Here is a 25187-nt window from a genome sequence, read left to right as displayed (position 1 = left end):
CAAGAAGTGAAAGCTGATAAAGAAGGCAACTGGAATTTCAGCTTCAAAGATCTACCAAAGTACGATGAAAAAGGAAACGAGTTCAAGTACACAGTAAGTGAAGTAAAAGTAAATGGATATGAAACAAAAGTAGACGGAACAACAATTACGAACACTTACAAAAATACAGAAACAACTGAAGTTAGTGGTAAGAAAGTCTGGGAAGACTACAACAACAAGTTCAACACACGCCCAGAAAGTATTACGGTTCAATTGCTTCAAAATGGTAAAGAGTTTAACAAGCAAGAAGTGAAAGCTGATAAAGAAGGCAACTGGAATTTCAGCTTCAAAGATCTACCAAAGTACGATGAAAAAGGAAACGAGTTCAAGTACACAGTAAGTGAAGTAAAAGTAAATGGATATGAAACAAAAGTAGACGGAACAACAATTACGAACACTTACAAAAATACAGAAACAACAGAAATCAGTGGTAAGAAAGTTTGGGATGATAATAACGCAATAGATCGTCCAGTATCCATCAAAGTAGACTTATTACAAAATGGAAAAGTGATTGACACGAAAGAAGTAAGCGTGGCAACAAACTGGAAGTACACGTTTGAAAAACTACAAGTATATGATGCAAACGGAGTAGCGTACAAGTATGAAGTGAAAGAACAACCAGTAGCGGGATACAAATCCGAAGTAAATGGTTATGACATCACGAATACAAAAATCAAGGACGAACCAGGTGTAGATCCAAAAGATCCAAGCACAGATCCGAAAGATCCAAGCACAGATCCAAAAGATCCGAGCACAGATCCAAACACAAATACAGACAAAAATAGCGATTCAAAAGTTCCACCTACTACAGAAAATGATAAGCCAACATTACTTCCTAACACAGGAGGAACATCAGCAGAAACGATTTCAATTCTTGGCGGTATGGTATTGTTCCTTTTAGGTGGAATTCTATTTGCTCGTCAGCTAATAAAATAATAAAAGAGCTTTAGATTATTGATTAAACCGTAATCTGAGTAGCAGACAAGTTGAAAAATTACTATTGATATTACGCCCTTTAGGTAAGTATTCAAAAAACTTCACGATAAAGTGAAGAGAAGAATGCAACCTGAAGGGTTTTTTTATAGAAAAAGAGAACAGTTTCAAGTTGGACTCAATCGGCAGCCCAATAATATGGTCAGCTTTCATAGAGATAAGCGGCTCTAAAGCGATAACAAAACCGGTTTTAAGAAGTCTATTATCCATTGGACCATAAGCTTAGAATGCGGTGTGGTATCTCATGTAATTTAAGATCAATGACCATGTTCCATTAAGTTTTGGATGACTGTATGGCCATTTTTATGGCGAATTTAGAAATAGTATTCTGTAAAGCTTTGTTCTTGAGTAGCTGCAGCAGCGTTTGTTTCAGGAATAAAGGCATTAGTTCCTGAAATTCAAGTTAAAGTTAACGCACCTGCAAGAATAATTTTTTCATAATGGAAAAGCCTCTTTATTAGACGTAATCACTATTATTACAATTTTTATTCTACATGGTAATACCATGTAATAAATATGCTATTATGCATATTTTGCAATTTTTTATTCTATATGATAATGCCATGTAATAAACATGTTTTTATACATATTTATTTTTCCTTAATAAAAAGCCACCGATTAATCGGTAGCTTGGAAATAGTATTAAGCAGCTTTTTGTCCTGCTTTCACGTTAGATTGAAGGATATCATAGACACCGGTTCCAATGACCTCTAATGCCATTTTCATACGTTCAGGTGAAATGTTTTCGAATACATTATCTTGAGGTGTATGGTATACCTTTTCGATATGATAGATTAATGGATTCCAGCTATCGACACCCATCCAAATAAATAGAGCGGAGGGAATACCCACTTCAGCAAATGGCACGTGATCACTAGAACCGAATTTTCCTTGAAGAACGAGATCATTATTTAATTGTTTACCTGCTTGTAAAGCGGCATCCGTTACAAGGTTTGTAGAACCATCAGGAGTCATAGCGTATAAATTCTTTGCTTTATCATAATTTGTTGCCACCATATCAGCATTAAAGACACCTAAAATACGGTCACGTTCTTTTTGAGATAGACTATTCACATAATAACCCGAACCGAGTAAACCCATTTCCTCGGAACCGAAAGCAATAAAGCGAATTTCTTTATCAGTTTCTACATTTTGAAAAGCACGAGCTAATTCTAATACTAATCCAGTCCCAGAAGCATTATCATTGGCACCAGGTGCGCCACCGACGCTATCATAGTGCGAACTTACAACGACTGCTTTTTCATTACCTGTACTATTTTTTGGTTTCTTTTTTGCAATGACATTTAGTGATGTTAAATTAGATTCGTGTCTAGCTTTTAAAGAAAGGATTGTTGTTCCTTTTTTCGCAATTTCTTCTTTAAATGCATTCCCTTGAGCGTAAGCAAGGCCAAATACAGGTACGGATTGTTTTTTCGTTAAGCGAGGATTGAAAGTTTGTCCATAGTTTCCGCGTCCTCCAATTAAACTGTATAAAAGAACCCCTTTTGCCCCTTTACTAACAGCATTTTCAACTTGCTTATTATAATCCGCTACTGTTGCACCTCGTTCGAATAAAACAATTTTTCCGCTAACCTCATTCGGAATTTCATCTAATTTTGTTCCATTTTTAACGAAGATAAGTGGTGCTGTGATAGCTGCTGTAGAAATTAGTGCATTGGGAGCAGCGCCAGCTTGCCAATTACGTTTTGTGGATAATGGTGATTCGATAAATCCAACGTATTGATCCGGTACTTGAAAGGGCTGATATTCTACTTCATATCCCATTGATTTAAGCTGCATACCAACGTAGCGAGAAGCCCATTCTTCTGATTTTGTACCACCAGGGCGGGGACCGATTGTCTCGGATAAGAAACGGATATGTTCGATGGCGCGGCTTGCATCAACTTGTTTTGTAATAGATGGGGCCTGTGTAATTTCTGATGTAGAATCAGCTTTTGCTTGAACAATTGGAGCTAAGCTAAAGGCGAGTGATACAGTAAGCAAGGAGCTTACTATTTTTTGTTTCAGTGATTTTCTCATTTTTTCCTCTCCCATTCTTCTATTCTCTCTGACTGACAAAAGAAGACGGATAACGACTTTATTTTACTCTTTGATTTCTGAAATTTCAATCTATTAACATTGAGAAATAAAGTAAAACGTTAATGAGTGGGATAAGAAACGCTATATGTATATTTGCATATTTTTAGTGAGTATATGTATGCTATCATTCTAAATGAAGGTTTGCTTTCTGTTCTGAAGGCTCCTACATTGCATGAATCTAGTGTACCCAAACTTTAGATTATGTAGGGAAAAGGAATCCGTTATAGGGTTTCTTTTCTCATGTTTGAATCATGTGATGGTAACTATGTTTCCGCATTTCATAATTATCATCAGTGATATATGTAAGGCATCCATATGAAAATACGAGGCTGTTCAAGAGTTTTCCGTACTTTTGGACAGCCCTCACCCCGTTAAGAAGGTGATGCTTTGATGCACCACCTTTTTATTTATATAAGCTTTTACATGCATAAAAATAATAAAAAACAGCCGTTTCAGTAACAGGAATCTACAAAACGGCTGCTTTTTATTATATTTCGGTTAAGATAATCGGTTCGCCACGTGTTACAACGATTGTATGCTCACATTGTGCAACAAGACTTTTATCAGGTGTAACGAATGTCCAACCATCATCCCCGCGCTCAATAATATGATCTGCTTTCATAGATATGAATGGCTCTACAGCGATAACAAGACCATCTTTTAGAAGTGCATTATCCATTGGATCATAGTAGCTTAAGATATGATTTGGAGCCTCGTGTAAGCTAAGCCCAATGCCGTGACCAGTTAAGTTTTGAATAACGTTGTATCCATTTTTATGTGCAAAGTTAGAAACAGCACGACCAATTTGGTTTTGTTTTGATCCAGCTTTTATTTTTTTCATTGCTTCCCAAAACGCATCTACCGCAGCTTGGCATAGCTTTTCTTTTTTTTCGTCTTCACCAAGAACAAATGAAATACCTGTATCTGCATAATAACCGTCAAGTGCTGCTGATACGTCTACGTTTACTAAGTCGCCTTCTTTTAATACACGATCTCCTGGAATACCGTGAGCAACTTCTTCGTTTATACTAATGCAAGTTACACCTGGGAATTTATATTCTTTTTCAGGTGCTGATATAGCACCGTGCTCATCTAATACTTTTTTACCAATTAAATCAAGCTCTTTCGTTGTCATACCTGGCTTCGCTTGTTGTTTCATTTCTTCGCGTGCAAGTGCAACGATGCGGCCGATTTTTCGTAAACCTTCTAAATCTTGTTCATTACGAATAATCATGAAAACCACTGTCCTTCCTCGAATATATATCTTATCCGATTGTATCATGTTTATTTTGCTCCTGCTACTCGCTTGCAGTATGCGGGTTGATTCCTCTCACAAAGAATACATGACAATTGTCATATGGATGTCATGACGCATCATACTGTTTCCTAACTTTTCCAACACATACAATGTAAATATAAGAAACGGCGGGGGTGGAGAGATGGAAAAGATTATTGAAGTAAATGGTGTTTCTAAAACATTTAAACATAAAAAAGCAGTAAATAACGTTTCATTTCATGTAAATAAAGGGCAAATAGTAGCATTACTCGGTCCAAATGGTGCGGGGAAAACAACGACAATTTCAATGATGCTCGGATTAAAAGATCCGACAGAGGGGAATGTCTCTATATTTGGAAAGAGTCCGAAGCATAGAGATGTTCGTAATAGCCTTGGTGCGATGCTACAAGAAGTAAGTGTGATTGATAGTATCACGGTAGAAGAGGCAATTGAGTTATTCCGTAGTTATTATACGAATCCTGTAGAGAAAGAAATATTACTGCAGTTGTCAAACTTAGAACCAGAAAGAAAGCAAAGATGTGAGAAATTATCGGGCGGTCAAAAAAGAAGGTTAAATTTTGCGCTGGCACTTGCAGGGAATCCAGAGTTGTTATTTTTAGATGAACCAACTGTAGGGATGGACATAACATCTCGAAAAACGTTTTGGGAAACGATTAGAAAATTAGCAAGTGAAGGGAAAACGATTATTTTAACAACACATTATTTAGAAGAAGCGGATGCGCTAGCAGATCGAATTTTATTATTTGCGAACGGAAAGATTATCGCAGATGGCACACCAGATGAGATGAAAGCGACTATTTCTCGAAAAACAATCTCGTTTTATTCGAAAGAGAAAATTCCTAAGAGTTTACTAAAGGACTTACCGCATGTAACAGAAGTACAGTCAAATGAAGGGCGCTTCACTTTAACGACGGAAGATACAGATGCCACTTTACAAGCAATTTATCAGAGGAATCTACCTGTAACAGACGTTTCAGTTGAACGTGGAAGCCTCGATGAAGCATTTGAACAGTTTGTTGCAAATCAGAAGGAGGGAATCGCATGAGAGCATTATGGATGCAATGTAAAATAGAGGTTTTACGTACGTTCCGCAATAAATTATTCATCTTTTTCTCATTATTAATGCCAGTTATGTTTTATTACATCTTTACAAATGTTGTTCAAGTCCCGCAAAACGGAGATGCATGGAAAGCACATTATTTAATTTCAATGGCGACTTTCAGTATTGTAGGGACTGCCCTTTTTAGTTTCGGTGTGAGACTTTCTCAGGAAAAAGGGCAAGGATGGACACATTTGTTAAAAATTACACCGCTTCCAGAGGGAGCATATTTAGCAGCTAAAATTATTGCTCAAACAGTAGTGAATGCTTTTTCAATCTTAGTTATTTTTATGGCAGGAATATTAATTAATAATGTTGAGTTAACGATAGGCCAATGGATTGGTGCAGGATTATGGCTATTACTAGGCGTGACACCATTTTTAGCCCTTGGAACAGTAATAGGTTCAATTAAGAAGGCGGATGCAGCAGCTGGTTTAGCCAATATTTTAAATATGAGTCTGGCTGTAATCGGTGGATTATGGATGCCAATTGAAGTGTTCCCGAAAATATTAAGATCTATTGGTGAATGGACACCAACATACCACTTTGGAAGCGGTGCATGGGACATTGTAGCTGGGAAATCAGTTGGTTGGGAAAATATCGCGGTACTAGGAGGTTATTTCCTTATATTTGTTGTAGTATCAATATATATAAGAAAAAGACAGGAAGCGGTATAAATGATAGAGAAGAAGAGGTTTGAAGTTTTTCCGAAACAGATGGGTTTCTTCCCGTATATGTGGTTAGTGTATCTGTTATTTCCGATTTACCATCTAACGCAGGTATCAGGGTGGAAACTTGGGATAGGGAGCGGTATGTTGGTGCTTTTTATTATCACATACCGTCAACTTTATTTTGTTAATAAGACGTTCATTTTATGGGCATGTATTCAAATGGTACTCATCTTTTTATTTGCCTTATTTTATAATGCTTTTATGATATTTTTTGGTTTTTTCACGGCAAGTGCGATGGGCTTTGCGCCAAGTAAGAAAGTATTTCGAGTGTTGTTAGGACTGTTGATTACAATGCTTGGGGCCTTTATATTCGTATATTTTAAGCATTTAACAACTACAAATTTAGTGAATATAGTTCCAATGTTTATTTTAATGCTTCTTACGCCATTTGGAATGCGTAATTTTAATCAAAAAAAGATGTTAAAAAATCAACTAAACGAAGCAAACGAACAAATTAAAGACTTAGTAAAACGTGAAGAACGTCAGCGAATCGCAAGAGATCTTCATGATACGTTAGGGCATACGTTATCTCTTATTACTTTAAAGAGTCAGCTTGTGGAGAAATTGATTGTGATGAATCCAGAACGCGCAAGTATAGAGGCGAAGGAGATTACACAAACATCTCGTACTGCTTTAAAACAACTGCGCGAGTTAATTTCTGATATGCGTATGATTACAGTGGAAGAAGAACTTGAGCAAATAAAAGCAATTTTACAAGCGGCTAATATTGAATTAGAGGTAAAGCAAGAAGCTAATTCTAGTTCGTTATCACCAATTGAACAAAATATTTTAGGAATGTGTTTACGTGAGGCAGTTACGAATATTGTAAAGCATAGTAAGGCGACGGAGTGCATTGTATCTGTATTAGAATCGCAAGGTGAACTGATTTTGAAAGTAGAGGATAATGGCGTAGGTTTGGAAAATCAAAATCATGATGGAAACGGTATTCGCGGTATGAAGGAGCGGATCGCCCTTATTGATGGGTTTGTTGAACTAAATACGATAAATCCAGGGACACTATTAATAGTAAAAGTACCAGTTGTTATTAGAACAGGAAAAGATGAGGTGAGGGCATGATTCGAATTATTATTGCAGAAGATCAGCGAATGCTTCGTGGTGCGTTAGGAGCCCTGCTTGATCTAGAGGATGATATTGAAGTAGTTGGTCAGGCTGCGAATGGGGAAGAGGCGTTAAAATTAATCGAATCGCTAAGGCCTGATATAAGTATTATGGATATTGAAATGCCGATTCAAAGTGGTTTAGATGTTGCTGAAGCGCTGAAGAAGGAAAAGTCACCTTGTAAAGTAATGATTTTAACAACATTTGCACGACCAGGTTATTTTGAACGGGCAATGAAAACTGGTGTTCACGGGTATTTATTAAAGGATAGCCCAAGCGAGGACTTAGCTTCAGCAATTCGAAATGTCATGAAAGGGAAGCGAGAAATTTCGCAGGAGCTAATGTTTGGCTTATGGCAGGAACAAAATCCGCTATCAGATCGTGAAAAAGAAGTGCTGGTACTTGCGAAAGAAGGAAAGACTACAAATGAAATTGCTAAGATGCTCTATCTTTCGCCTGGTACAGTGCGTAATTATATTTCGGAAGTATTAGCAAAACTGGAAGCGAAAAATAGAATTGAGGCAATTACAATTGCAGAAGAAAAGGGATGGATATGAAAAGAAGTTTACCTACGAGTGGTAAACTTCTTTTTTCTTATAAACAAGTATTTCAATAGAGAGTTTCGTCGCAGTCGCATCGCTCAGAATTTGAAGTATATCGCGTAATTTAGATTTTACTTCATTTTTCGACAAAAAATTTGTTATAGTAAGATTAGGTTGTTGGTCTAAATTTTGGACAACTTTACCACTAACAGTTGTAATTACTCCATTTTTATCTACTTTTACAATAAGATCTTGGCCATATACTTTATAATTTTCGTAAGTTTGTGCAAGGCGAACTTCGGTTTGACTTTCTTTTGTTTCTTTATTTGTAGGTTGGGAATCTACATTCATTTCAGTTGTCACTCACTCTTGTTGAGCTTTAGCCTCATTTATCTCACCCTTTAAATACTTTTTCGCCATATATTTTTGTATCATTTTGAGGTTGTGTTAATTTTTAAATCGTTAAACTAGGCTGAGCAATTTCAACGTTTACTTCATTTCTATCTAGTTCTTGGGTGTGAATAGCTTCTGCTGATAAAGGATAAAGAAGACCGAATGTAACGAAAGCACGGGCAAATTTTCTATAATTTATCTATAAAATTACTAGTCTATTATATTATGTGAGATGAATTGTATGAGGAATTTGCCGAATTTTATATATATTATGCATTATTTCATATCAAAAATTGTCGAATGCACATTATTGTAGTGGTATGACAACTTGAAAAAATTAGATTGTTATAATGGGATGGTGAGTAAGTATGCACGCAGAAAAATTAGGAAGTGAAATAAAGAAAATTAGGGCGATGAGGGGATTAACACAAAAACAGTTATCCGATAATATATGTCATCAATCGGAAGTGAGCCGAATTGAATCAGGCGCGGTATACCCAAGTATGGATATATTGCAAGGTATTGCAGCGAAATTACAAGTTCCTATTATTCACTTTTATGAGGTACTTATTTATTCTGATATTGAAAGAAAAAAGTTATTTAAAGATAGAATTCAAATGTTGAGTAAGAAGAAACAATATGCTGAAATTTATAGCGTTGTTTCAAATGAATTAAAAAAAGAAAAGTTTCATCCAGAATTTAATCAGTTTCTTCTTTGGTACTATTACTTATCTGCATATGTTTTACAGAAAATTAATTTTGAATATTGCATTTTAGAGTTAAAAAAAATTGTACATCAATCATACGGAGGGATAGATGTATTTCAAAATTTATATATTGAAAATTCTATTGCAAGTATTTGTGCAGAAAATAATCAATTAGATAGGGCAATAACTTCATTTCGAGCTATTTTAGAACAGTTAGAATCGCTACATAATAATGAGGCATTCACAGTTAAAGTTCGATACAATTATGCAAAAGCTTTATATTTGAGTGATCAGTTTGAAGAAGCATTGTACCAAGTAAATGAAGCGATCGAAGCTTCTCGTTATATGGGAAGTATGGAATTAATCGGTCAATTGTATTATCAAAAGGGCGAGTGCCTTGAGAAATTAGAGTGTTCATCAGATGATATTAAAGAAGTGTATAAAAAAGCGTCTTTCTTCTTTGATTTATTAGATTTACATTCGTACAAAGAAACTTTATTAAAAAAGAAGAAGTATTTAAATTAAAATGATTTGAAATATGTATAATGCTATATTTCGTAAGTTACATCCGCCAAAAGTAATGGTATCCCAAAAAATGGGTATGCATAATTGCATAAATTGTGGATAAATTTTCATGATATATTATAAGAAAACAATGTGGGTGATGGAATATGAAAAAACTACTTATTGGTAGTCTATTAACGTTAGCAATGGCATGGGGTATTTCATTAGGAGATACAGCTTTAGAGAAAAGCCAAGTAATTTCTTATAATGATCAAGAGGTACAATTAGCTTCAGATTTACCATTTGAACATTAAAAAAACAACCGTCTTACTTAGACGGTTGTTTTTTTGTGGAGTAACATCCAAACATCTTTACTAGAAACAGGTTTGCTAAAGAGGAATCCTTGAATATGGTCACAGTTTTGTTCATGTAAAAACTTCCATTGTTCTTCTGTTTCTACACCTTCCGCAATAACCTCTAAATTTAATTCTTTCGATAGCTTAATAATGGAAGCGATAATCGCTTCTTCTAAAGGGCTATTTGTAATTCCACAAATAAATTCTCGAGCAATTTTTAATGTATTGATTGGATATTTCGTTAAATAAGCTAAAGAACTATAACCAGTTCCAAAGTCATCAATTGAAATTTGGATACCGAGATTTTGCAGTTCTTCTAGTTTAGCAATTACAGAATGATTTTGATTAATTGCGATACTTTCTGTAATCTCAATATCTAGCGCTTCCGGCTTTAGTTCTGTTTCTTCCAAGACCTTTGAAATAGTTGATATTAAATATGCGTGATTAAATTGAACAACAGATAAGTTTACACCAACCTTTAAGTGAGAAAATCCTTGGTTATGCCACTTTTTTGCTTCTAAGCAGGCGGTACGTAAAATCCAATTGCCAAGTTCAATAATAAATCCTGTTTCCTCTGCTAGAGGAATGAATTGGGCAGGCGATACAATCCCGAGTTTTGGATGTTTCCAGCGAACTAATGCCTCAAAACCGATAATTTGTTTTGTTTTTGTATTTACTTGCGGTTGATATTCAAGGGAAAATTCATTTTGTTGCAGAGCTTTTGAAAGTTCACCTTCTAGGAAGTGTATTTCATTTTGTGCAATACTCATTTCTTTTGAGAAGAAAATGAATCTATTTTTCCCATTAGCTTTTGCTCGATACATAGCCATATCTGCATTTTTCATTAATTCGGTTACATCGGTTCCATAGTCAGGGTACATTGCAATTCCGATACTCGGTGTAATAGAAAGTTCTTCATCTTTAATAAAGTAAGGCTTATTTAAAATAGTTAAAATTTGTTCAGCTATAAAAGAAGCACTTTTTTCAGAGTACATATCTGGTAATAGAATCGTAAATTCATCTCCGCCTTGGCGGGCAACGATATCTTTTGAACGTAAACATCCACGTAATCTTTTTGCTACTTCAATTAATAATAAATCCCCGACATCATGGCCGAGTCGATCGTTAATTTTTTTAAATCGATCTAGGTCGAGGAACATAACTGCAACGTCATTAGTGTTGTTTTGAGCTAGATTTAAAATCGTTTTTAAATCTTTTTCGAATTTCCGTCGATTCGGTAGTCCTGTAAGTGCATCATGGAAAGCCATATGCTCTACTTGCTTTTGTTTTTCATATAAAGTTGTAATATCACGTGCGATACCAAACATCCCAACAACTTCTTTATTTATAAAAATAGGGATGAATGTAATGTGAAGGTGATAATAATAACCTTCTTTTTCTTTTGTACGAATTTCTAGAGTTTGTGGTCTACCTTCTTTTGTAATTTGTAAAGATTTCTTCAATAATTCATGATCTTGTGGATCAATGAAGTGTTTAAGAGAATAGCTTGTTACTTCACAATAATAGGCTGTAAATAAACTTTCACAAGCCTTATTAGATTGTTGAAAAATCCCGTTCATATTTAAAGAAAAAACAGCATCAGGATGATCTTCGAATAAAGATTTATAACGTTGTTCACTTTTTGATAGGGCAGATACGCCTTCTTCAACTTTGTCTTCTAGTTGTGTAGTCAACTGTTCATACGTATCGATTAATACTTGATTATCTTTCCACATGTAAAGTTGTCGTAGGAATAATAATACTAGTGATAATACGAGACCGATTAGCATGAACTTATCATCCCAAGGTTGAATAACAACAAAGGAAAAAGTAATGATTATACTAAAATAAGGTAATATAAAGCGTACATAATCGAATCGATAATATTTCGTTTTCGTTTCATGTTGCATTGGTTTATCCAAAATGTACAGTATGGACGATAAACCGATTAGTAAAATCGAAGCAGTATGTATTAAATAAGAGACTTCAGAAGAAGTTCCCATTCCCGTGTTTAATTGGAATAGATGTATATATCCGTACACAAGTATGATAGTAAAGCCAATAATTAATGAGATTCTACTAGAAGAATACCGTTCTCTTCTATATAGGCTAATAACGGCGTAAATTACTAATGATTGTGCGATAAAATACCCAATCAAAATCCACGTGTCCTTTGTTAACATACGAAAGCTTGAAATATCTAAAATAAAGGTTAAGGTAAAATAAATATTCATAATAATAATGAATATGCTATCGAATGAAAATTGAGCAAGGCCTCTAATAGAGTAATGTTTTATGAACTTTATAGCAAAGCCAGAGAAGAGTAAAATATATTGTACGATGAAAAAGGGCAACGCCTTATATGAGAATATGACTTGATCATATATAGAAAGTGAATGAAGAAATAAAGTTATCTCCATTGTCAATCCACATAGGCAAGTGCATAGTACTAAAACCCAAAATAGTTTGTCACCGCGCTTCATTTTTTTAATCGCTTTATATAAGCAATAGCAAGAAAAGAGTGCAGCAAAACAAAATAAGAAGAGAATTCCAATTTCTTTTATATTTAAATCCTTAGGGATAAGGAATATCCAAAGAGAAAATATAATTATATACATCATGACAAATTGTACATATTTTTTTTGATTAATCATATTATGACTCCGTTTCAATAAGGTTGAATCTCAGGGGAAAATGCTAATCTAAATAATAGCATACAAACGGGGATGTTTTTTACTATAAAAATTACTTTTTTTTGAAAAAAATAGCGCAACGTTACAATTTACCATTGTAACGTTGCGCCATTTTTTCTTTTTATCCCTCTTATAGAAGAGATTTCATCTATTAACTGAAGAAGTGCTAAATCCTTTTGTTTACTTTCAATCATAATATCGAAATCATGATCAATTTTTTTTGTAATGTGTAAAAAAGGTTTAATAAACTCTAAATCAATATAATTTGCGTGAGCTCTAAATTCTTTTTCGGATTTAGGAGAAGAAATATGAACTTTAGGAAGGACATTTGTATGTGACCAAGTTTTAAATATCATAGGAAGTAATTCTTCTAGCGGTTCATTACAAAGGTTCGCTATGTGGTGATGATAATCGAACACGAAAGGGATTTGCTCTTTTTGACAAATAGCCAAAGTTTCAGAAGTTGTATATGTTTTATCGTCATTTTCAAGAGTCATTTGTCTTTTCACATGGAATGGAAGTTTTTGTATGTTTTCATGAAAACGTTCGATTGCCTTTTCCTTATTTCCATACGCGCCACCTACATGGATATTAATGTAGGAAGAATCTGCAATTCCCATAGCATTTAACACATTATAATGATAGGTCATATCTGTAATAGCATTAGTTGTAATATGTGGTTTGTCGCTTGTAAATAGTGTGAATTGGTTGGGATGAAAACTTACGCGTAAATTGTGTTCTTGAATTAATGCTCCTATTTTACGCCATAGTGGAGCAAATATTTGAATGTAATCAAATTCAACTTCAGGATGTGTTGCAAGCGGAACGATAGAAGATGATAAACGATATAATGGAATTTCGTGTGCAATATTGTAATGAAGGATGCGTATTGTATGTTCTAGATTTTGCAGTGTAACATTATATAATTTATCTTCACGCTCTTGTTTTTTTAGCTTTTTCCAGCTTGTAAATGTCATTGTTTTGGCAGGCGAACAGTCCCATAATGCCGTAGCATGTGAGACATATCCAAATCGAATTATCATATGTGATGCACCTCCTTGGCCCTTGAAATTTCTCTATAAAAAGAACGCGAGTATCGTTCCTATCCATTCCTTTCCTCTATCGATAATGGAGAGAGGATTGACATCTTCGAAGGAAAGTAATAAGGAGCGTTCCAAATCTTCCTCGAATTTACGTTTTACTTCTTGTATGAAATGTTTATCGTATAAAAGGCAATTGATTTCATGGTTAATATATATACTTCTCATATCGAAATTAGCAGTTCCGATATCACAAGTATGATCGTCTACTATAATAATTTTTGCGTGGAAAAATCCTTGCTGAAAAGCGTAAATATTACAACCAGCTTGTATTAACTTTCGGCAATATGGGAATTTTGCTTCTCGAACGAGGGCGTGATCAGCTTTTTGTGGAACGAGAATAGTTATTTGAACCCCACGTTTTCGCGCTTTTAATAATGCATTCATAATTTTTTTTCCAGGAATAAAATATGGTGTACCGATAAAGAGTTCTTTTTTCGCGCTTTCGATTAAATGTAAAAATGTATTTTGTAAATAGGCACCATCAGTAGGGATGAAACGATGTAGAATGGTCCCTGGTTGTTGCATAGGAAAATAAAGAGATGAATCTAATAAATTTTGGTCTGTATCGTCGAGCCAATCATGTAAAAATTGTTTTTGTAAATCTTGTATCCCTTCTCCTGTAAGACGTAAATGATAATCTCGCCATAACCCTAACCTTTGATTATGCCCTAAATATTCTTCGCCAATGTTAAATCCACCAATATAACCAATTTTCCCGTCAATAACTGTAATTTTTCTATGGTTTCTTTGATTTGCAGAAAAGAAAGGAAAAGGAAATTTCACTTTATGACAAAATGAAAAAGAGACACCATGTTTTTGTAGGGAGTAAATCGCTTCTTTTGATAAATAATGACTTCCAAACCGGTCGAGTAAAAGTCTTACTTCAATTCCTTCTTGTGCTTTATCGATAAGTAACTTTAAAAACGTACGACTTATATCATCGTTTTTTACAATAAAAAATAAAACGTGCACATGGTGTTTAGCTTGTTTTATATCAGTAAAGAGAGCATCGTATAGATCATTTCCGTATGTATAAAGGCGAAAATCACTTTGACGTAAAGGGAAAGAACGAGAACGTACACGCTTTAAATGAACAATTCTCCCATATGAAAGGTCGATTGTAATCCAGAGAGCGCTGCCTAATAACAAGAGAGATAAGAAAAACATAAGTAAATTCCCTCCTTCACGGTCTTTTCACCATCAATTTTTTACAAATCAAAATTTCACTGTATCCCGCTATTTGCGGGCAGTAAGACTCCCACCTCAAAATTGGGTTAAAGCAAAGAAGTTGGTTGGGATTCGGGCCGCCCGTAAAAGCCAGATTGGTGAGGGCTAATACTCAGTAGGGAATAAACAGCTCCCTACTGATTAAAGTTTCACTTTATAGTTTCACCGAAATAAACAGCTTTATTAAAAAATGTGTTGTTGTATAACAAAAAACTGTTGACTGAATGCTCACTCATTATATAATGGGAATAGGGGATATAATTCAGAAAATTATATATTTTCGAAGATTCTAAAAAAGAAAGAGAGCTTACAAAGAGAGGGGTAGCATAAAATGAATAGCTTACTAATCATTAATTGGCTGGCTGCCATTGCTGTTATTGCTTATGCGGGGTATTTGTTTGTATATCTTATACGAACAAGGATGGCCTACATACAATTAGGAAAAAAGATCGAATTTGACCGTCGTTTTAAAGAGCGTTGGGATCTTCTTAAGGTCAATGTTTTCGGTCAGAAAAAGCTGCTGAAAGATAAAAAGAGCGGCATCATTCACGTTATGTTCTTTTACGGATTTATTCTTGTCCAATTTGGAGCAATTGACTTCGTTTGGAAAGGACTTGCACCAGGATCGCATCTTCCACTTGGACCACTATACCCTGCATTTACATTCTTCCAGGAAATTGTCACACTCGTTATTTTAATTGCAGTCTTTTGGGCTTTTCATAGACGCTATATTGAAAAGCTTGTTCGTTTGAAACGTAATTTTAAATCAGGCCTTGTTCTTATCTTTATTGGTGGCTTAATGATTTCTGTGCTACTTGGTAATGGGATGGGAATTATATGGCACGGCGAGGAGCTTTCATGGAGTGAACCTATCGCTTCTGCAATCGCTTACGTTTTCTCGGGATTAAATGAAACCGTAGCCATTTCAGTGTTCTATTTCTCTTGGTGGGTGCATTTACTAATTTTGTTAACGTTTTTAGTTTATGTTCCACAATCAAAACATGCGCATTTAATTGCTGGACCAGTTAACGTGTTTTTTGGTCGTCTTTCAAATCCAGGAAAACTTGAAAAAATCGATTTTGAAGATGAAACGCAAGAAACATTCGGTGTTGGTAAAATTGAAGACTTTAGACAAAATCAACTTATCGACTTATATTCCTGCGTCGAATGTGGTCGTTGTACAAATATGTGTCCGGCAACAGGAACAGGGAAAATGTTATCACCGATGGATTTAATTTTAAAACTTCGTGATCATTTAACTGATAAAGGAGCAGCGGTAACATCAAAAGCACCGTGGGTTCCAGTTGTTGCTTTTAATAATACACAAGGAAATCAGTTAGCGATGATGGCAGCTGGAAAAGGACAACAAGAATCAGCGGCTACAGCGCTAGCGTACGACCCAAGTTTAATCGGGGACGTTATTACAGAAGAAGAGATTTGGGCATGTACAACGTGTCGTAACTGTGAGGACCAGTGCCCAGTTATGAATGAGCATGTTGACAAAATTATTGATTTACGCCGCTATCTCGTTTTAACAGAAGGAAAAATGGACGCGGAAGCGCAGCGTGCAATGACAAACATTGAGCGTCAAGGTAATCCGTGGGGACTGAACCGTAAAGAGCGTGAAACATGGCGCCAAGGTGACGATGAAGTAACAGTTCCAACTGTAAAGGAGAAATCAAAAGCTGGCGAAGAGTTTGAATACTTATTCTGGGTTGGATCAATGGGTTCGTATGACAATCGCAGTCAGAAGATTGCGATATCATTTGCGAAGCTAATGAACGAAGCAGGCATTTCATTCGCAATTCTTGGTAACAAGGAAAAGAACTCTGGTGATACACCGCGCCGCCTTGGAAATGAATTTGTATTCCAGGAAATGGCGACTAAAAATATTGAAGAATTTGAAAAAGCAGGAGTGAAGAAAATCGTTACGATTGACCCTCATGCTTATAACACTTTTAAAAATGAGTACCCGGACTTTGGCTTACAAGCAGAAGTCTATCATCATACAGAATTACTAGCCCAGTGGGTGAAGGAAGGTCGTTTAAAACCTGTCCATTCTATTGAAGAGACAGTTACGTACCATGATTCCTGTTACTTAGGAAGATACAACGAGGTATACGAAGCGCCGCGCGATATTCTAAAAGCAATTCCAGGTGTAAACCTTGTAGAAATGGCGCGTAACCGTGAAACGGGAATGTGCTGTGGTGCGGGTGGCGGCCTAATGTGGATGGAAGAAACGACAGGTTCTCGTATTAACGTTGCTCGTACAGAACAAGCGCTAGCTGTACAGCCGTCAATTATCGGTACAGGATGCCCGTATTGCTTAACGATGATTAGTGACGGCACGAAAGCGAAAGAAGTTGAAGAAACAGTTCAAACTTTGGACGTAACAGAGATTTTAGAACGCTCAGTTATCGGACAGAAGAAAGAAGCAATGTAGTTTGTAGGAATGCATTCAAATTTAGAAAGAGGTGCAATAATTGCACCTCTTCTAGGCGCAAGGATACCGAGCGAGCGCTCGGTGCTAAAAAAAGAAATGGGGGAAAGAAACATGAGTAAAACAGTTATTTTAAGTGCTGCAAGAACACCGGTTGGAAAATTTGGAGGAACTTTAAAAGACGTGAAAGCAACAGAGCTTGGAGGAATCGCAATTAAGGCAGCGCTTGAAAGGGCGAATGTTTCCGCTAGTGATGTTGAAGAAGTTATATTTGGAACGGTTATCCAAGGAGGGCAAGGACAAATTCCATCACGCCAAGCAGCAAGAGCGGCCGGCATTCCTTGGGAAGTGCAGACAGAAACAATAAATAAAGTTTGTGCATCAGGGCTTCGCGCAGTTACGTTAGCAGATCAAATTATTCGTACTGGTGATCAATCACTGATTGTAGCTGGTGGAATGGAATCGATGAGTAACAGCCCTTACATTTTACGAGGGGCAAGATGGGGATACAGAATGGGTAACAACGAAGTTATCGATTTAAACGTTGCAGACGGTTTAACATGCGCATTTTCAGGTATACACATGGGTGTTTATGGCGGAGAAGTTGCGAAGGAAGATGGAATCTCTCGCGAAGCACAAGATGAATGGGCATATCGTAGCCATCAACGTGCGGTTTCGGCACATAAAGAAGGGCGTTTTGAAGAGGAGATTGTACCAGTAACAATTCAGCAAAGAAAAGGCGATCCTATCGTCGTGGCTAAGGATGAGGCGCCACGCGCGGATACAACGATTGAAAAATTAGCGAAATTAAAGCCTGTATTTGATAAGACGTCAGCGGTGACAGCAGGTAATGCTCCGGGACTAAATGATGGCGGTGCTGCACTTGTATTAATGAGCGAGGACAGAGCGAAGCAAGAAGGAAGAAAACCATTAGCGACAATTTTGGCGCATACGGCGATTGCGGTAGAATCGAAGGATTTCCCAAGAACGCCAGGTTATGCAATTAATGAATTGCTGAAAAAGACAGGTAAGACAATTGAAGACATAGATCTATTTGAAATTAATGAGGCATTTGCGGCTGTAGCAATTGCAAGTACAGAAATCGCAGGGATTGATCCGGAAAAATTGAATGTAAATGGCGGTGCTGTAGCAATGGGGCATCCAATTGGAGCGAGCGGAGCACGTATTATCGTTACACTTATCCATGCACTGAAGCAGCGCGGCGGCGGAATTGGAATTGCTTCTATTTGTAGCGGTGGCGGTCAAGGTGATGCAGTGATGATTGAAGTTCACTAATTAAGATTAGAAGATATATAGTTTATTAACAATTAAGGGGGAAGAAAAAATGAGTGTACAAAAGATTGTTGTAATTGGTGCAGGGCAAATGGGTTCAGGTATCGCACAAGTGTGTGCAATGGCAGGCTATGATGTGAAAGTGCAAGATTTAAAGCAAGAGCAATTAGATAGAGGGCTAGCTGTTATTTCGAAAAATTTAGCCCGCCAAGTAGAAAAAGGCCGTATGAAGGAAGAAGAGAAAGATGCGACTTTAAATCGTCTTACATGGACGCTCGATTTAAATAGTGTCAAAGAAGCTGATCTTATTATTGAAGCAGCTGTTGAAAAAATGGATATTAAAAAGAAAATTTTTGCGAATTTAGATGAAATCGCTCCAGAACACGCAATTTTAGCGACGAATACGTCATCGTTACCAATTACGGAAATTGCAGCGGTAACGAAACGTCCTGAGAAAGTAATCGGCATGCACTTTATGAATCCAGTTCCAGTTATGAAACTCGTTGAAATTATTCGTGGTTTAGCTACAGATGATGCAGTGTACGAAACGATTGAGGATATTACGAAAAAAATCGGGAAAGTGCCAGTTGAAGTAAATGATTTCCCAGGGTTTGTATCGAACCGTATTTTATTACCGATGATTAACGAAGCGATTTATACGTTATACGAAGGAGTGGCGACGAAAGAAGCGATTGATGAAGTAATGAAACTCGGTATGAATCATCCGATGGGACCACTTACGTTAGCTGACTTTATCGGTTTAGATACGTGTTTATACATTATGGAAGTGTTGCATGAAGGATTAGGAGATAGTAAATATCGCCCATGTCCATTATTACGTAAGTATGTGAATGCAGGATGGTTAGGACGTAAAACGGGTCGTGGTTTCTACGTTTACGAATAAATTCCTCCCTTTATTAAAGTAGTGGTCTGACCAAATTGTTAAGAAGATATATAGCAAACGGAGGCGAAGTACATGAATTTTCATTTTACTGAAGAGCAACAAATGATGAGGAAAATGGTTCGAGATTTTGCGCAGAAGGAAATAGCTCCCTTTGTTCCTAGTATGGAACAAGGGGTGTTCCCGAGAGAGATTTTGCAAAAGATGGGTGAGCTTGGACTAATGGGTATTCCAGCGCCTGCAAAATATGGCGGGGCAGAAATGGATTTTATTTCTTACATTCTAGCAATTGAGGAAATTTCAAAGGTAAGTGCAACGGTTGGTGTAATTTTGGCTGTACATACGTCAGTTGGAATGAATCCGATTTTATACTTCGGAACAGAAGAACAGAAGCAGAAATATGTTTCTAAACTGGCGACTGGTGAATATTTAGGCGCATTTGCTCTAACAGAACCGAATGCAGGATCAGATGCAGGTAGTTTGAAATCAAGAGCTGTAAAGAAAGACGATCACTACATCATTAATGGATCGAAAGTCTTTATTACAAATGGTGGTGAAGCAAGTACATATATCGTCTTCGCGTCTACAAATCCAGATGCGGGGAAAAGCGGGATTTCAGCATTTATAGTAGAGAAAGATACACCAGGCTTAATCATTGGAAAAGATGAGCATAAGATGGGTCTTCTTGGTTCTCGTACAGTGCAACTTACGTTTGAAGATATGAAAGTGCCGGCCGAGAATTTACTTGGTGAAGAAGGACAAGGATTTAAGGTGGCAATGGCGAATTTAGATGTTGGGCGAATTGGAATCGGAGCGCAAGCATTAGGAATCGCGGAAGCGGCGCTTGCATGTGCGATTGATTATGCGAAAGAGCGTGAGCAATTCGGAAAGCCAATTGCGGCGCAGCAAGGACTCGGATTCAAACTTGCAGATATGGCAACAAGTGTAGAAGCATCGCGATTACTTGTATACAGAGCAGCATCGCTAAGAGCACAAGGATTACCATGCGGTAAAGAAGCTTCTATTGCGAAATTATTTGCTTCTAAGACGGCTGTTGAAGTTGCGATTGAAGCGGTGCAAGTATTTGGTGGTTATGGTTATACGAAAGATTATCCAGTAGAAAGATTTTTCCGTGATGCGAAGATCACACAAATATATGAAGGAACGAGCGAAATACAAAAGCTTGTAATTAGTCGAGCTTTATAAAAAGGCAGAGGGGGAGACGGGAATGCATTTTAAATTATCAGAAGAACATGAAATGATAAGAAAAATGGTTCGGGATTTTGCGAGGAATGAAGTAGCACCGACAGCAGCAGAGCGTGATGAGGAAGAGCGATTTGATCGCGCTTTATTTGATCAAATGGCAGAGCTTGGTTTAACCGGTATTCCGTGGCCTGAAGAATACGGTGGGATTGGAAGCGATTACTTGGCGTATGTAATTGCCGTTGAAGAATTATCCCGCGTTTGTGCTTCTACAGGTGTAACGTTGTCTGCACATACTTCACTTGCTGGATGGCCAATTTTTAAATTTGGAACGGAAGAGCAAAAACAAAAGTTTTTGCGCCCAATGGCTGAAGGGAAGAAAATTGGTGCATATGGCTTAACAGAACCAAGCTCTGGATCAGATGCTGGTGGAATGAGGACGACTGCAAAACGAGATGGAGACCATTACATTTTAAATGGTTCGAAAATTTTTATTACAAATGGCGGTATTGCTGATATTTATGTTGTTTTTGCATTAACAGATCCTGATTCGAAGCAGCGCGGCACGAGTGCATTTATTGTGGAGAGTGATACGCTAGGATTTTCGGTTGGGAAGAAGGAAAGTAAGCTAGGGATTCGTTCTTCGCCAACAACTGAAATTATATTTGAAGACTGCCGTATTCCTGTAGAGAATTTACTAGGGGAAGAGGGCCAAGGATTTAAAGTTGCGATGCAGACATTAGATGGCGGCCGTAATGGTATTGCGGCACAAGCAGTCGGTATTGCACAATCCGCTTTAGATGCTTCTGTAGAATATGCAAGAGAACGTCATCAGTTTGGGAAGCCAATTGCGGCGCAACAAGGAATTGGCTTTAAACTTGCGGATATGGCAACGGATGTAGAGGCAGCGCGTCTTTTAACATATCAAGCGGCTTGGCTTGAATCTGAAGGGCTTCCGTATGGGAAAGAGTCAGCGATGTCAAAAGTATTTGCAGGTGATACAGCGATGAAGGTAACGACTGAAGCGGTACAAGTATTTGGTGGTTATGGTTATACGAAAGATTATCCAGTAGAGCGTTATATGCGCGATGCAAAGATTACACAAATATATGAGGGAACACAAGAGATTCAAAGGCTTGTAATTTCTCGTATGTTAACGAAGTAGGAACAAAAGCGTAGGTATTTTCCTACGCTTTTTACTTCCAAAAATAATAGAGAGAGGTGAAGGGATGGTTAAACATAATGTACATGCGTCAGTGAAAGATGAAAAATTAGTTGCGTTAAGACGTGAACAAATGATTAAAGGTGCGGTGCAGCTGTTTAAGCAAAAAGGATTCCCGCGTACAACAACGAGAGAAATTGCGAAAGCGGCTGGATTTAGTATCGGAACACTTTATGAGTATATTCGCACAAAAGATGATGTATTATATTTAGTTTGTGATAGTATTTATGAACATGTAAAAGAGCGGTTAGAGGAAGTAGTGTGTACAGAGAAGGGAAGTATAGAAAGCTTAAAGATAGCGATAATGAATTATTTTAAAGTGATGGATGAATTGCAAGAAGAAGTATTAATTATGTATCAAGAGGTACGTTTTTTACCGAAAGAATCACTCCCATATGTATTAGAAAAAGAGTTTCAAATGGTCGGGATGTTTGAGGATATTTTAGAGCAGTGTACGGAAAATGGGACATTTACACTAAATAAAAAGGAAATACAGCTTCTTGCACATAATATTTTCATACAAGGACAAATGTGGGGATTTAGACGTTGGGCCCTGCAAAAACTGTATACTCTCGAAGAATATACAGAAATGCAAATTAGGTATGTACTGCAAGGAGCACATATGTCTCCGAAATAAAGAATGGACAAATTATAATTTTATTGCCCGTAAATAGCGGGATAAAAGTTTCCCGTTTTTTTTGTAGCATATTTGTGCGACTTTTGTTTATAATGAATAGTATGGATTTTTTTAAGCAGACCGTTATATATAAGCTTATATTTGAAGAAAGGAAGTGCCGCATAAGTGGGTTTTAAGCAATATTCACCAGAAGAGCTAAAAGAATGTTCAATGATTGAAGTTGTACATAGTGTTTTAGGGAATAAAAGACAAGCAACGACATTCAACGAGTTGGTTCAAGAAATCGCTCAAGTGCTGGGACTATCTCAAGGGCAAGTTAATACGAAACTCGCACAATTTTATACAGATTTAAACATCGATGGACGTTTCATTAATTTAGGAGAAAATCGTTGGGGGCTACGTAGCTGGTACCCATATGAGCAAATTGATGAAGAAATTCTGCCTCAGCCAAAACCGAAGAAGAAACGCAAAGTTGAAGAAGACGGTTTTGACGACTACATTGAAGAAGATGATGTAGAAGAAGTAGAAGAAGAAGTAGAAGAAGATGTAGTAGATTTGGACAAAGTTCTTGAAGACGAAGACGCAGATGATGAAGATGATGATCTTGATGATTTAGAAGAAGATAATGAAGACTTCGCAGAAGAAGAACTTGAGTATGATGAAACTGAAGAAGAAGAAGAGGAAGAGCGGTAGTTCTTGACTTTTCATTATCGTCCATGTAGAATCATTTTTGGGCTCTTTAAAAAAAGACGATAATACTTTTAAAGTGTAAATATAAAAGAAAATTGCTCCCTACTTATTACTTTATGTGATGAGGGGAGCAATTTTCTTTTTTGTTTTTTGTTTAGAAAATAAAAAGAGCCTAACAATAAGATAGATACAGTGTTATCTACATACGTTGCGCTTTGCAACGGTGATTATATAACAACGAAGTAGAAGGGAGTATTTTCATGACTAAGTATATTTTTGTAACAGGCGGTGTAGTATCGTCTTTAGGTAAAGGTATTACAGCAGCATCTCTTGGAAGACTTTTAAAGAATCGTGGTTTAAACGTAACTATTCAAAAGTTTGATCCATACATTAACGTAGACCCAGGGACTATGAGCCCCTACCAACACGGTGAGGTATTCGTAACAGATGATGGTGCAGAAACGGACTTAGACCTAGGTCACTATGAGCGTTTTATCGACATCAACTTAAATAAATACAGCAACGTAACAACAGGTAAAATTTACTCTTCAGTTCTTCAAAAAGAGCGTCGTGGTGAATATTTAGGAGGAACAGTTCAAGTTATTCCTCACATTACTAACGAAATTAAAGAACGTGTATATCGTTCTGGTCGCGAAACAAATGCCGACGTTGTTATTACAGAAATCGGTGGAACTGTTGGTGATATCGAGTCTCTACCATTCTTAGAAGCAATTCGTCAAATTAAGAGCGACATCGGTCGTGACAATGTAATGTACATTCACTGTACGTTAATCCCGTACTTAAAAGCAGCGGGTGAAATGAAAACAAAACCAACGCAACATAGCGTTAAAGAGCTTCGAAGCTTAGGTATTCAACCAAATATTATCGTTGTTCGTACAGAACTACCTGTTTCTCAGGACATGAAAGACAAGCTTGCATTATTCTGTGACATCGATACAAAAGCAGTTATCGAAGCACGTGATGCAGATACTTTATATGCGGTTCCATTATCTCTTCAAGAACAAAACATGGACCAAATCGTTTGTGATCACTTGAAGTTAGACAATCCAGCTGCAGATATGACAGATTGGACTGCGCTAGTTAATAAAGTACGTAACCTTTCTAAGAAAACAAAAATCGCTCTTGTTGGTAAATACGTAGAGCTTCAAGATGCATACATTTCTGTTGTAGAAGCGCTTCGTCATGCAGGTTATTCATTCGACACAGATGTAGAAGTGAAATGGGTAAATGCTGAGCACGTAACAGCAGAGAACGTAATAGAATTAGTTGGCGATACAGATGGTATCCTTGTACCAGGTGGCTTCGGCGATCGTGGTGTAGAAGGTAAAATCGTTGCAATTCAATATGCTCGTGAAAACAAAGTTCCATTCTTAGGAATTTGCCTAGGTATGCAACTTGCATCAATCGAATTTGCACGTAACGTATTAGGATTAGAAGGAGCTAACTCTTCTGAAATTAATCCTGACACACCTTATGCAATTATCGATTTATTACCAGAACAAAAAGATGTAGAAGATTTAGGTGGTACACTTCGCCTTGGTCTATACCCATGTAAGCTTGCTGAAGAAACAAATGCTTACAATGCTTACAATGAGCCGGTTGTATATGAGCGTCATCGTCATCGTTATGAGTTCAACAATCAATTCCGCCCAGATATGGAAAAAGCAGGATTTGTATTCTCTGGTACAAGCCCAGACGGTCGTCTAGTGGAAATTATTGAATTACAAGATCACCCTTGGTTCGTGGCAGCACAGTTCCATCCAGAACTTGTATCTCGTCCAAACCGTCCACAACCATTGTTCCATGACTTCGTAAGTGCTTCTATTACGAATAAAGAGAGCAAGTAATAAAAAAAAGCGCCTGAAATAGGGCGCTTT

General features: G+C 36.9%; 21 protein-coding genes and 1 pseudogene. 15 read left to right on the top strand and 7 right to left on the bottom strand.

Going from position 1 to position 25187, the window contains the following annotated elements:
- On the top strand, positions 1 to 975 hold a 975-nt coding region (locus CQ058_RS15645), incomplete at its 5' end, for a Cna B-type domain-containing protein (RefSeq protein WP_142396358.1).
- Between the two features lie 189 nt (positions 976 to 1164).
- Here CQ058_RS15645 and CQ058_RS15640 read toward each other — a convergent pair.
- From CQ058_RS15640 to map, 3 genes and pseudogenes are all read right to left on the bottom strand, one after another.
- Positions 1165 to 1340 (bottom strand): annotated as a pseudogene (locus CQ058_RS15640) (type I methionyl aminopeptidase); the annotation flags it as partial.
- A 334-nt stretch (positions 1341 to 1674) separates the two neighbouring features.
- Entirely contained in the window at positions 1675 to 3072 is a 1398-nt protein-coding gene (locus CQ058_RS15635) for a M28 family metallopeptidase (RefSeq protein WP_002184510.1), read from the bottom strand.
- A gap of 547 nt (positions 3073 to 3619) precedes the next feature.
- Complete coding sequence (gene map / locus CQ058_RS15630; protein ID WP_002184512.1) at positions 3620 to 4414, bottom strand: type I methionyl aminopeptidase; 795 nt, start codon at positions 4412 to 4414, stop codon at positions 3620 to 3622.
- 157 nt (positions 4415 to 4571) lie between these two features.
- Here map and CQ058_RS15625 point away from each other — a divergent pair, with 157 nt between their 5' ends.
- Genes CQ058_RS15625 through CQ058_RS15610 form a run of 4 tightly spaced genes read left to right on the top strand, consistent with a single transcriptional unit; the run spans position 4572 to position 7935 of the window.
- A complete protein-coding gene (locus CQ058_RS15625; RefSeq protein WP_002184513.1) occupies positions 4572 to 5474 on the top strand; it encodes an ABC transporter ATP-binding protein in 903 nt (300 codons plus the stop codon).
- Positions 5471 to 6205, top strand: coding sequence for an ABC transporter permease (locus tag CQ058_RS15620; protein ID WP_002184514.1), 735 nt, complete (start codon positions 5471 to 5473; stop codon positions 6203 to 6205). The genes CQ058_RS15625 and CQ058_RS15620 overlap by 4 nt, the downstream gene beginning before the upstream one ends.
- Positions 6206 to 7336: a sensor histidine kinase gene (locus CQ058_RS15615; RefSeq protein WP_002191304.1), complete on the top strand. Its 1131-nt coding sequence runs from the start codon at positions 6206 to 6208 to the stop codon at positions 7334 to 7336.
- Positions 7333 to 7935 carry a response regulator transcription factor gene (locus CQ058_RS15610; RefSeq protein ID WP_002089785.1) on the top strand — a complete coding sequence of 201 codons (603 nt, stop codon included), beginning with the start codon at positions 7333 to 7335 and terminating at the stop codon, positions 7933 to 7935. The genes CQ058_RS15615 and CQ058_RS15610 overlap by 4 nt, the downstream gene beginning before the upstream one ends.
- Positions 7936 to 7947: 12 nt before the next feature.
- Here the strand turns inward: CQ058_RS15610 and CQ058_RS15605 are convergent, their stop codons facing one another.
- A complete protein-coding gene (locus tag CQ058_RS15605; protein ID WP_002138995.1) occupies positions 7948 to 8271 on the bottom strand; it encodes a bacillolysin in 324 nt (107 codons plus the stop codon).
- 410 nt (positions 8272 to 8681) lie between these two features.
- Between CQ058_RS15605 and CQ058_RS15595 the strand changes: the two genes are divergently transcribed.
- Positions 8682 to 9545 carry a helix-turn-helix domain-containing protein gene (locus CQ058_RS15595; RefSeq protein WP_002191303.1) on the top strand — a complete coding sequence of 288 codons (864 nt, stop codon included), beginning with the start codon at positions 8682 to 8684 and terminating at the stop codon, positions 9543 to 9545.
- Between the two features lie 146 nt (positions 9546 to 9691).
- The gene (papR, locus tag CQ058_RS15590; RefSeq protein ID WP_002191302.1) at positions 9692 to 9838 is read left to right on the top strand and encodes a quorum-sensing peptide PapR; all 147 of its coding nucleotides are present in this window, start codon (positions 9692 to 9694) and stop codon (positions 9836 to 9838) included.
- Between the two features lie 17 nt (positions 9839 to 9855).
- Here papR and CQ058_RS15585 read toward each other — a convergent pair whose 3' ends face one another.
- The 3 genes from CQ058_RS15585 to cls form a co-directional block, all read right to left on the bottom strand.
- Entirely contained in the window at positions 9856 to 12534 is a 2679-nt protein-coding gene (locus CQ058_RS15585) for a DUF4084 domain-containing protein (RefSeq protein WP_105589850.1), read from the bottom strand.
- 128 nt (positions 12535 to 12662) lie between these two features.
- The gene (gene uvsE / locus CQ058_RS15580; RefSeq protein WP_078176160.1) at positions 12663 to 13616 is read right to left on the bottom strand and encodes a UV DNA damage repair endonuclease UvsE; all 954 of its coding nucleotides are present in this window, start codon (positions 13614 to 13616) and stop codon (positions 12663 to 12665) included.
- Positions 13617 to 13649: 33 nt separating this feature from the next.
- A complete protein-coding gene (cls, locus tag CQ058_RS15575) occupies positions 13650 to 14843 on the bottom strand; it encodes a cardiolipin synthase (protein WP_002089773.1) in 1194 nt (397 codons plus the stop codon).
- Between the two features lie 391 nt (positions 14844 to 15234).
- Between cls and CQ058_RS15570 the strand changes: the two genes are divergently transcribed.
- The 8 genes from CQ058_RS15570 (at position 15235) to pyrG (ending at position 25157) form a co-directional block, all read left to right on the top strand.
- Positions 15235 to 17346, top strand: a complete 2112-nt coding sequence (locus CQ058_RS15570) for a (Fe-S)-binding protein (protein WP_002130078.1) — start codon at positions 15235 to 15237, stop codon at positions 17344 to 17346.
- A 9-nt stretch (positions 17347 to 17355) separates the two neighbouring features.
- Positions 17356 to 18639 carry an acetyl-CoA C-acetyltransferase gene (locus tag CQ058_RS15565; RefSeq protein ID WP_078203580.1) on the top strand — a complete coding sequence of 428 codons (1284 nt, stop codon included), beginning with the start codon at positions 17356 to 17358 and terminating at the stop codon, positions 18637 to 18639.
- Between the two features lie 49 nt (positions 18640 to 18688).
- Positions 18689 to 19540: a 3-hydroxybutyryl-CoA dehydrogenase gene (locus CQ058_RS15560; protein WP_002016322.1), complete on the top strand. Its 852-nt coding sequence runs from the start codon at positions 18689 to 18691 to the stop codon at positions 19538 to 19540.
- Positions 19541 to 19612: 72 nt separating this feature from the next.
- A complete protein-coding gene (locus CQ058_RS15555) occupies positions 19613 to 20743 on the top strand; it encodes an acyl-CoA dehydrogenase (RefSeq protein ID WP_105589849.1) in 1131 nt (376 codons plus the stop codon).
- A gap of 22 nt (positions 20744 to 20765) precedes the next feature.
- On the top strand, positions 20766 to 21905 hold the full coding sequence (acdA, locus tag CQ058_RS15550; RefSeq protein WP_002016320.1) for an acyl-CoA dehydrogenase AcdA: 1140 nt from the start codon (positions 20766 to 20768) through the stop codon (positions 21903 to 21905).
- A gap of 64 nt (positions 21906 to 21969) precedes the next feature.
- Positions 21970 to 22599, top strand: a complete 630-nt coding sequence (locus tag CQ058_RS15545) for a TetR/AcrR family transcriptional regulator (RefSeq protein ID WP_002034889.1) — start codon at positions 21970 to 21972, stop codon at positions 22597 to 22599.
- Positions 22600 to 22764: 165 nt separating this feature from the next.
- Entirely contained in the window at positions 22765 to 23292 is a 528-nt protein-coding gene (rpoE, locus tag CQ058_RS15540) for a DNA-directed RNA polymerase subunit delta (protein ID WP_002143883.1), read from the top strand.
- Between the two features lie 257 nt (positions 23293 to 23549).
- Positions 23550 to 25157: a CTP synthase gene (gene pyrG, locus CQ058_RS15535; protein WP_105589848.1), complete on the top strand. Its 1608-nt coding sequence runs from the start codon at positions 23550 to 23552 to the stop codon at positions 25155 to 25157.
- Positions 25158 to 25187 lie beyond the last annotated feature (30 nt).

This window comes from Bacillus sp. MYb56, assembly GCF_002976445.1.
GTDB lineage: Bacteria > Bacillota > Bacilli > Bacillales > Bacillaceae_G > Bacillus_A > Bacillus_A mycoides.
The sequence above is the reverse complement of the archived record's forward strand: the minus strand, read 5'-3'. Positions and strand labels throughout refer to the sequence as shown.

Excerpts from the sequence above, each read along its gene's own strand:
- map (WP_002184512.1), bottom strand. The coding sequence starts at position 4,414 with ATGATACAATCGGATAAGATATATATTCGAGGAAGGACAGTGGTTTTC.
- CQ058_RS15570 (WP_002130078.1), top strand. The coding sequence starts at position 15,235 with ATGAATAGCTTACTAATCATTAATTGGCTGGCTGCCATTGCTGTTATT.
- CQ058_RS15555 (WP_105589849.1), top strand. The coding sequence starts at position 19,613 with ATGAATTTTCATTTTACTGAAGAGCAACAAATGATGAGGAAAATGGTT.
- CQ058_RS15605 (WP_002138995.1), bottom strand. The coding sequence starts at position 8,271 with ATGAATGTAGATTCCCAACCTACAAATAAAGAAACAAAAGAAAGTCAA.
- CQ058_RS15565 (WP_078203580.1), top strand. The coding sequence starts at position 17,356 with ATGCATTCAAATTTAGAAAGAGGTGCAATAATTGCACCTCTTCTAGGC.
- CQ058_RS15635 (WP_002184510.1), bottom strand. The coding sequence starts at position 3,072 with ATGAGAAAATCACTGAAACAAAAAATAGTAAGCTCCTTGCTTACTGTA.
- CQ058_RS15620 (WP_002184514.1), top strand. The coding sequence starts at position 5,471 with ATGAGAGCATTATGGATGCAATGTAAAATAGAGGTTTTACGTACGTTC.
- cls (WP_002089773.1), bottom strand. The coding sequence starts at position 14,843 with ATGTTTTTCTTATCTCTCTTGTTATTAGGCAGCGCTCTCTGGATTACA.
- CQ058_RS15595 (WP_002191303.1), top strand. The coding sequence starts at position 8,682 with ATGCACGCAGAAAAATTAGGAAGTGAAATAAAGAAAATTAGGGCGATG.
- uvsE (WP_078176160.1), bottom strand. The coding sequence starts at position 13,616 with ATGATAATTCGATTTGGATATGTCTCACATGCTACGGCATTATGGGAC.
- CQ058_RS15585 (WP_105589850.1), bottom strand. The coding sequence starts at position 12,534 with ATGATTAATCAAAAAAAATATGTACAATTTGTCATGATGTATATAATT.
- CQ058_RS15610 (WP_002089785.1), top strand. The coding sequence starts at position 7,333 with ATGATTCGAATTATTATTGCAGAAGATCAGCGAATGCTTCGTGGTGCG.
- CQ058_RS15560 (WP_002016322.1), top strand. The coding sequence starts at position 18,689 with ATGAGTGTACAAAAGATTGTTGTAATTGGTGCAGGGCAAATGGGTTCA.
- CQ058_RS15615 (WP_002191304.1), top strand. The coding sequence starts at position 6,206 with ATGATAGAGAAGAAGAGGTTTGAAGTTTTTCCGAAACAGATGGGTTTC.
- papR (WP_002191302.1), top strand. The coding sequence starts at position 9,692 with ATGAAAAAACTACTTATTGGTAGTCTATTAACGTTAGCAATGGCATGG.
- CQ058_RS15625 (WP_002184513.1), top strand. The coding sequence starts at position 4,572 with ATGGAAAAGATTATTGAAGTAAATGGTGTTTCTAAAACATTTAAACAT.
- pyrG (WP_105589848.1), top strand. The coding sequence starts at position 23,550 with ATGACTAAGTATATTTTTGTAACAGGCGGTGTAGTATCGTCTTTAGGT.
- acdA (WP_002016320.1), top strand. The coding sequence starts at position 20,766 with ATGCATTTTAAATTATCAGAAGAACATGAAATGATAAGAAAAATGGTT.
- CQ058_RS15545 (WP_002034889.1), top strand. The coding sequence starts at position 21,970 with ATGGTTAAACATAATGTACATGCGTCAGTGAAAGATGAAAAATTAGTT.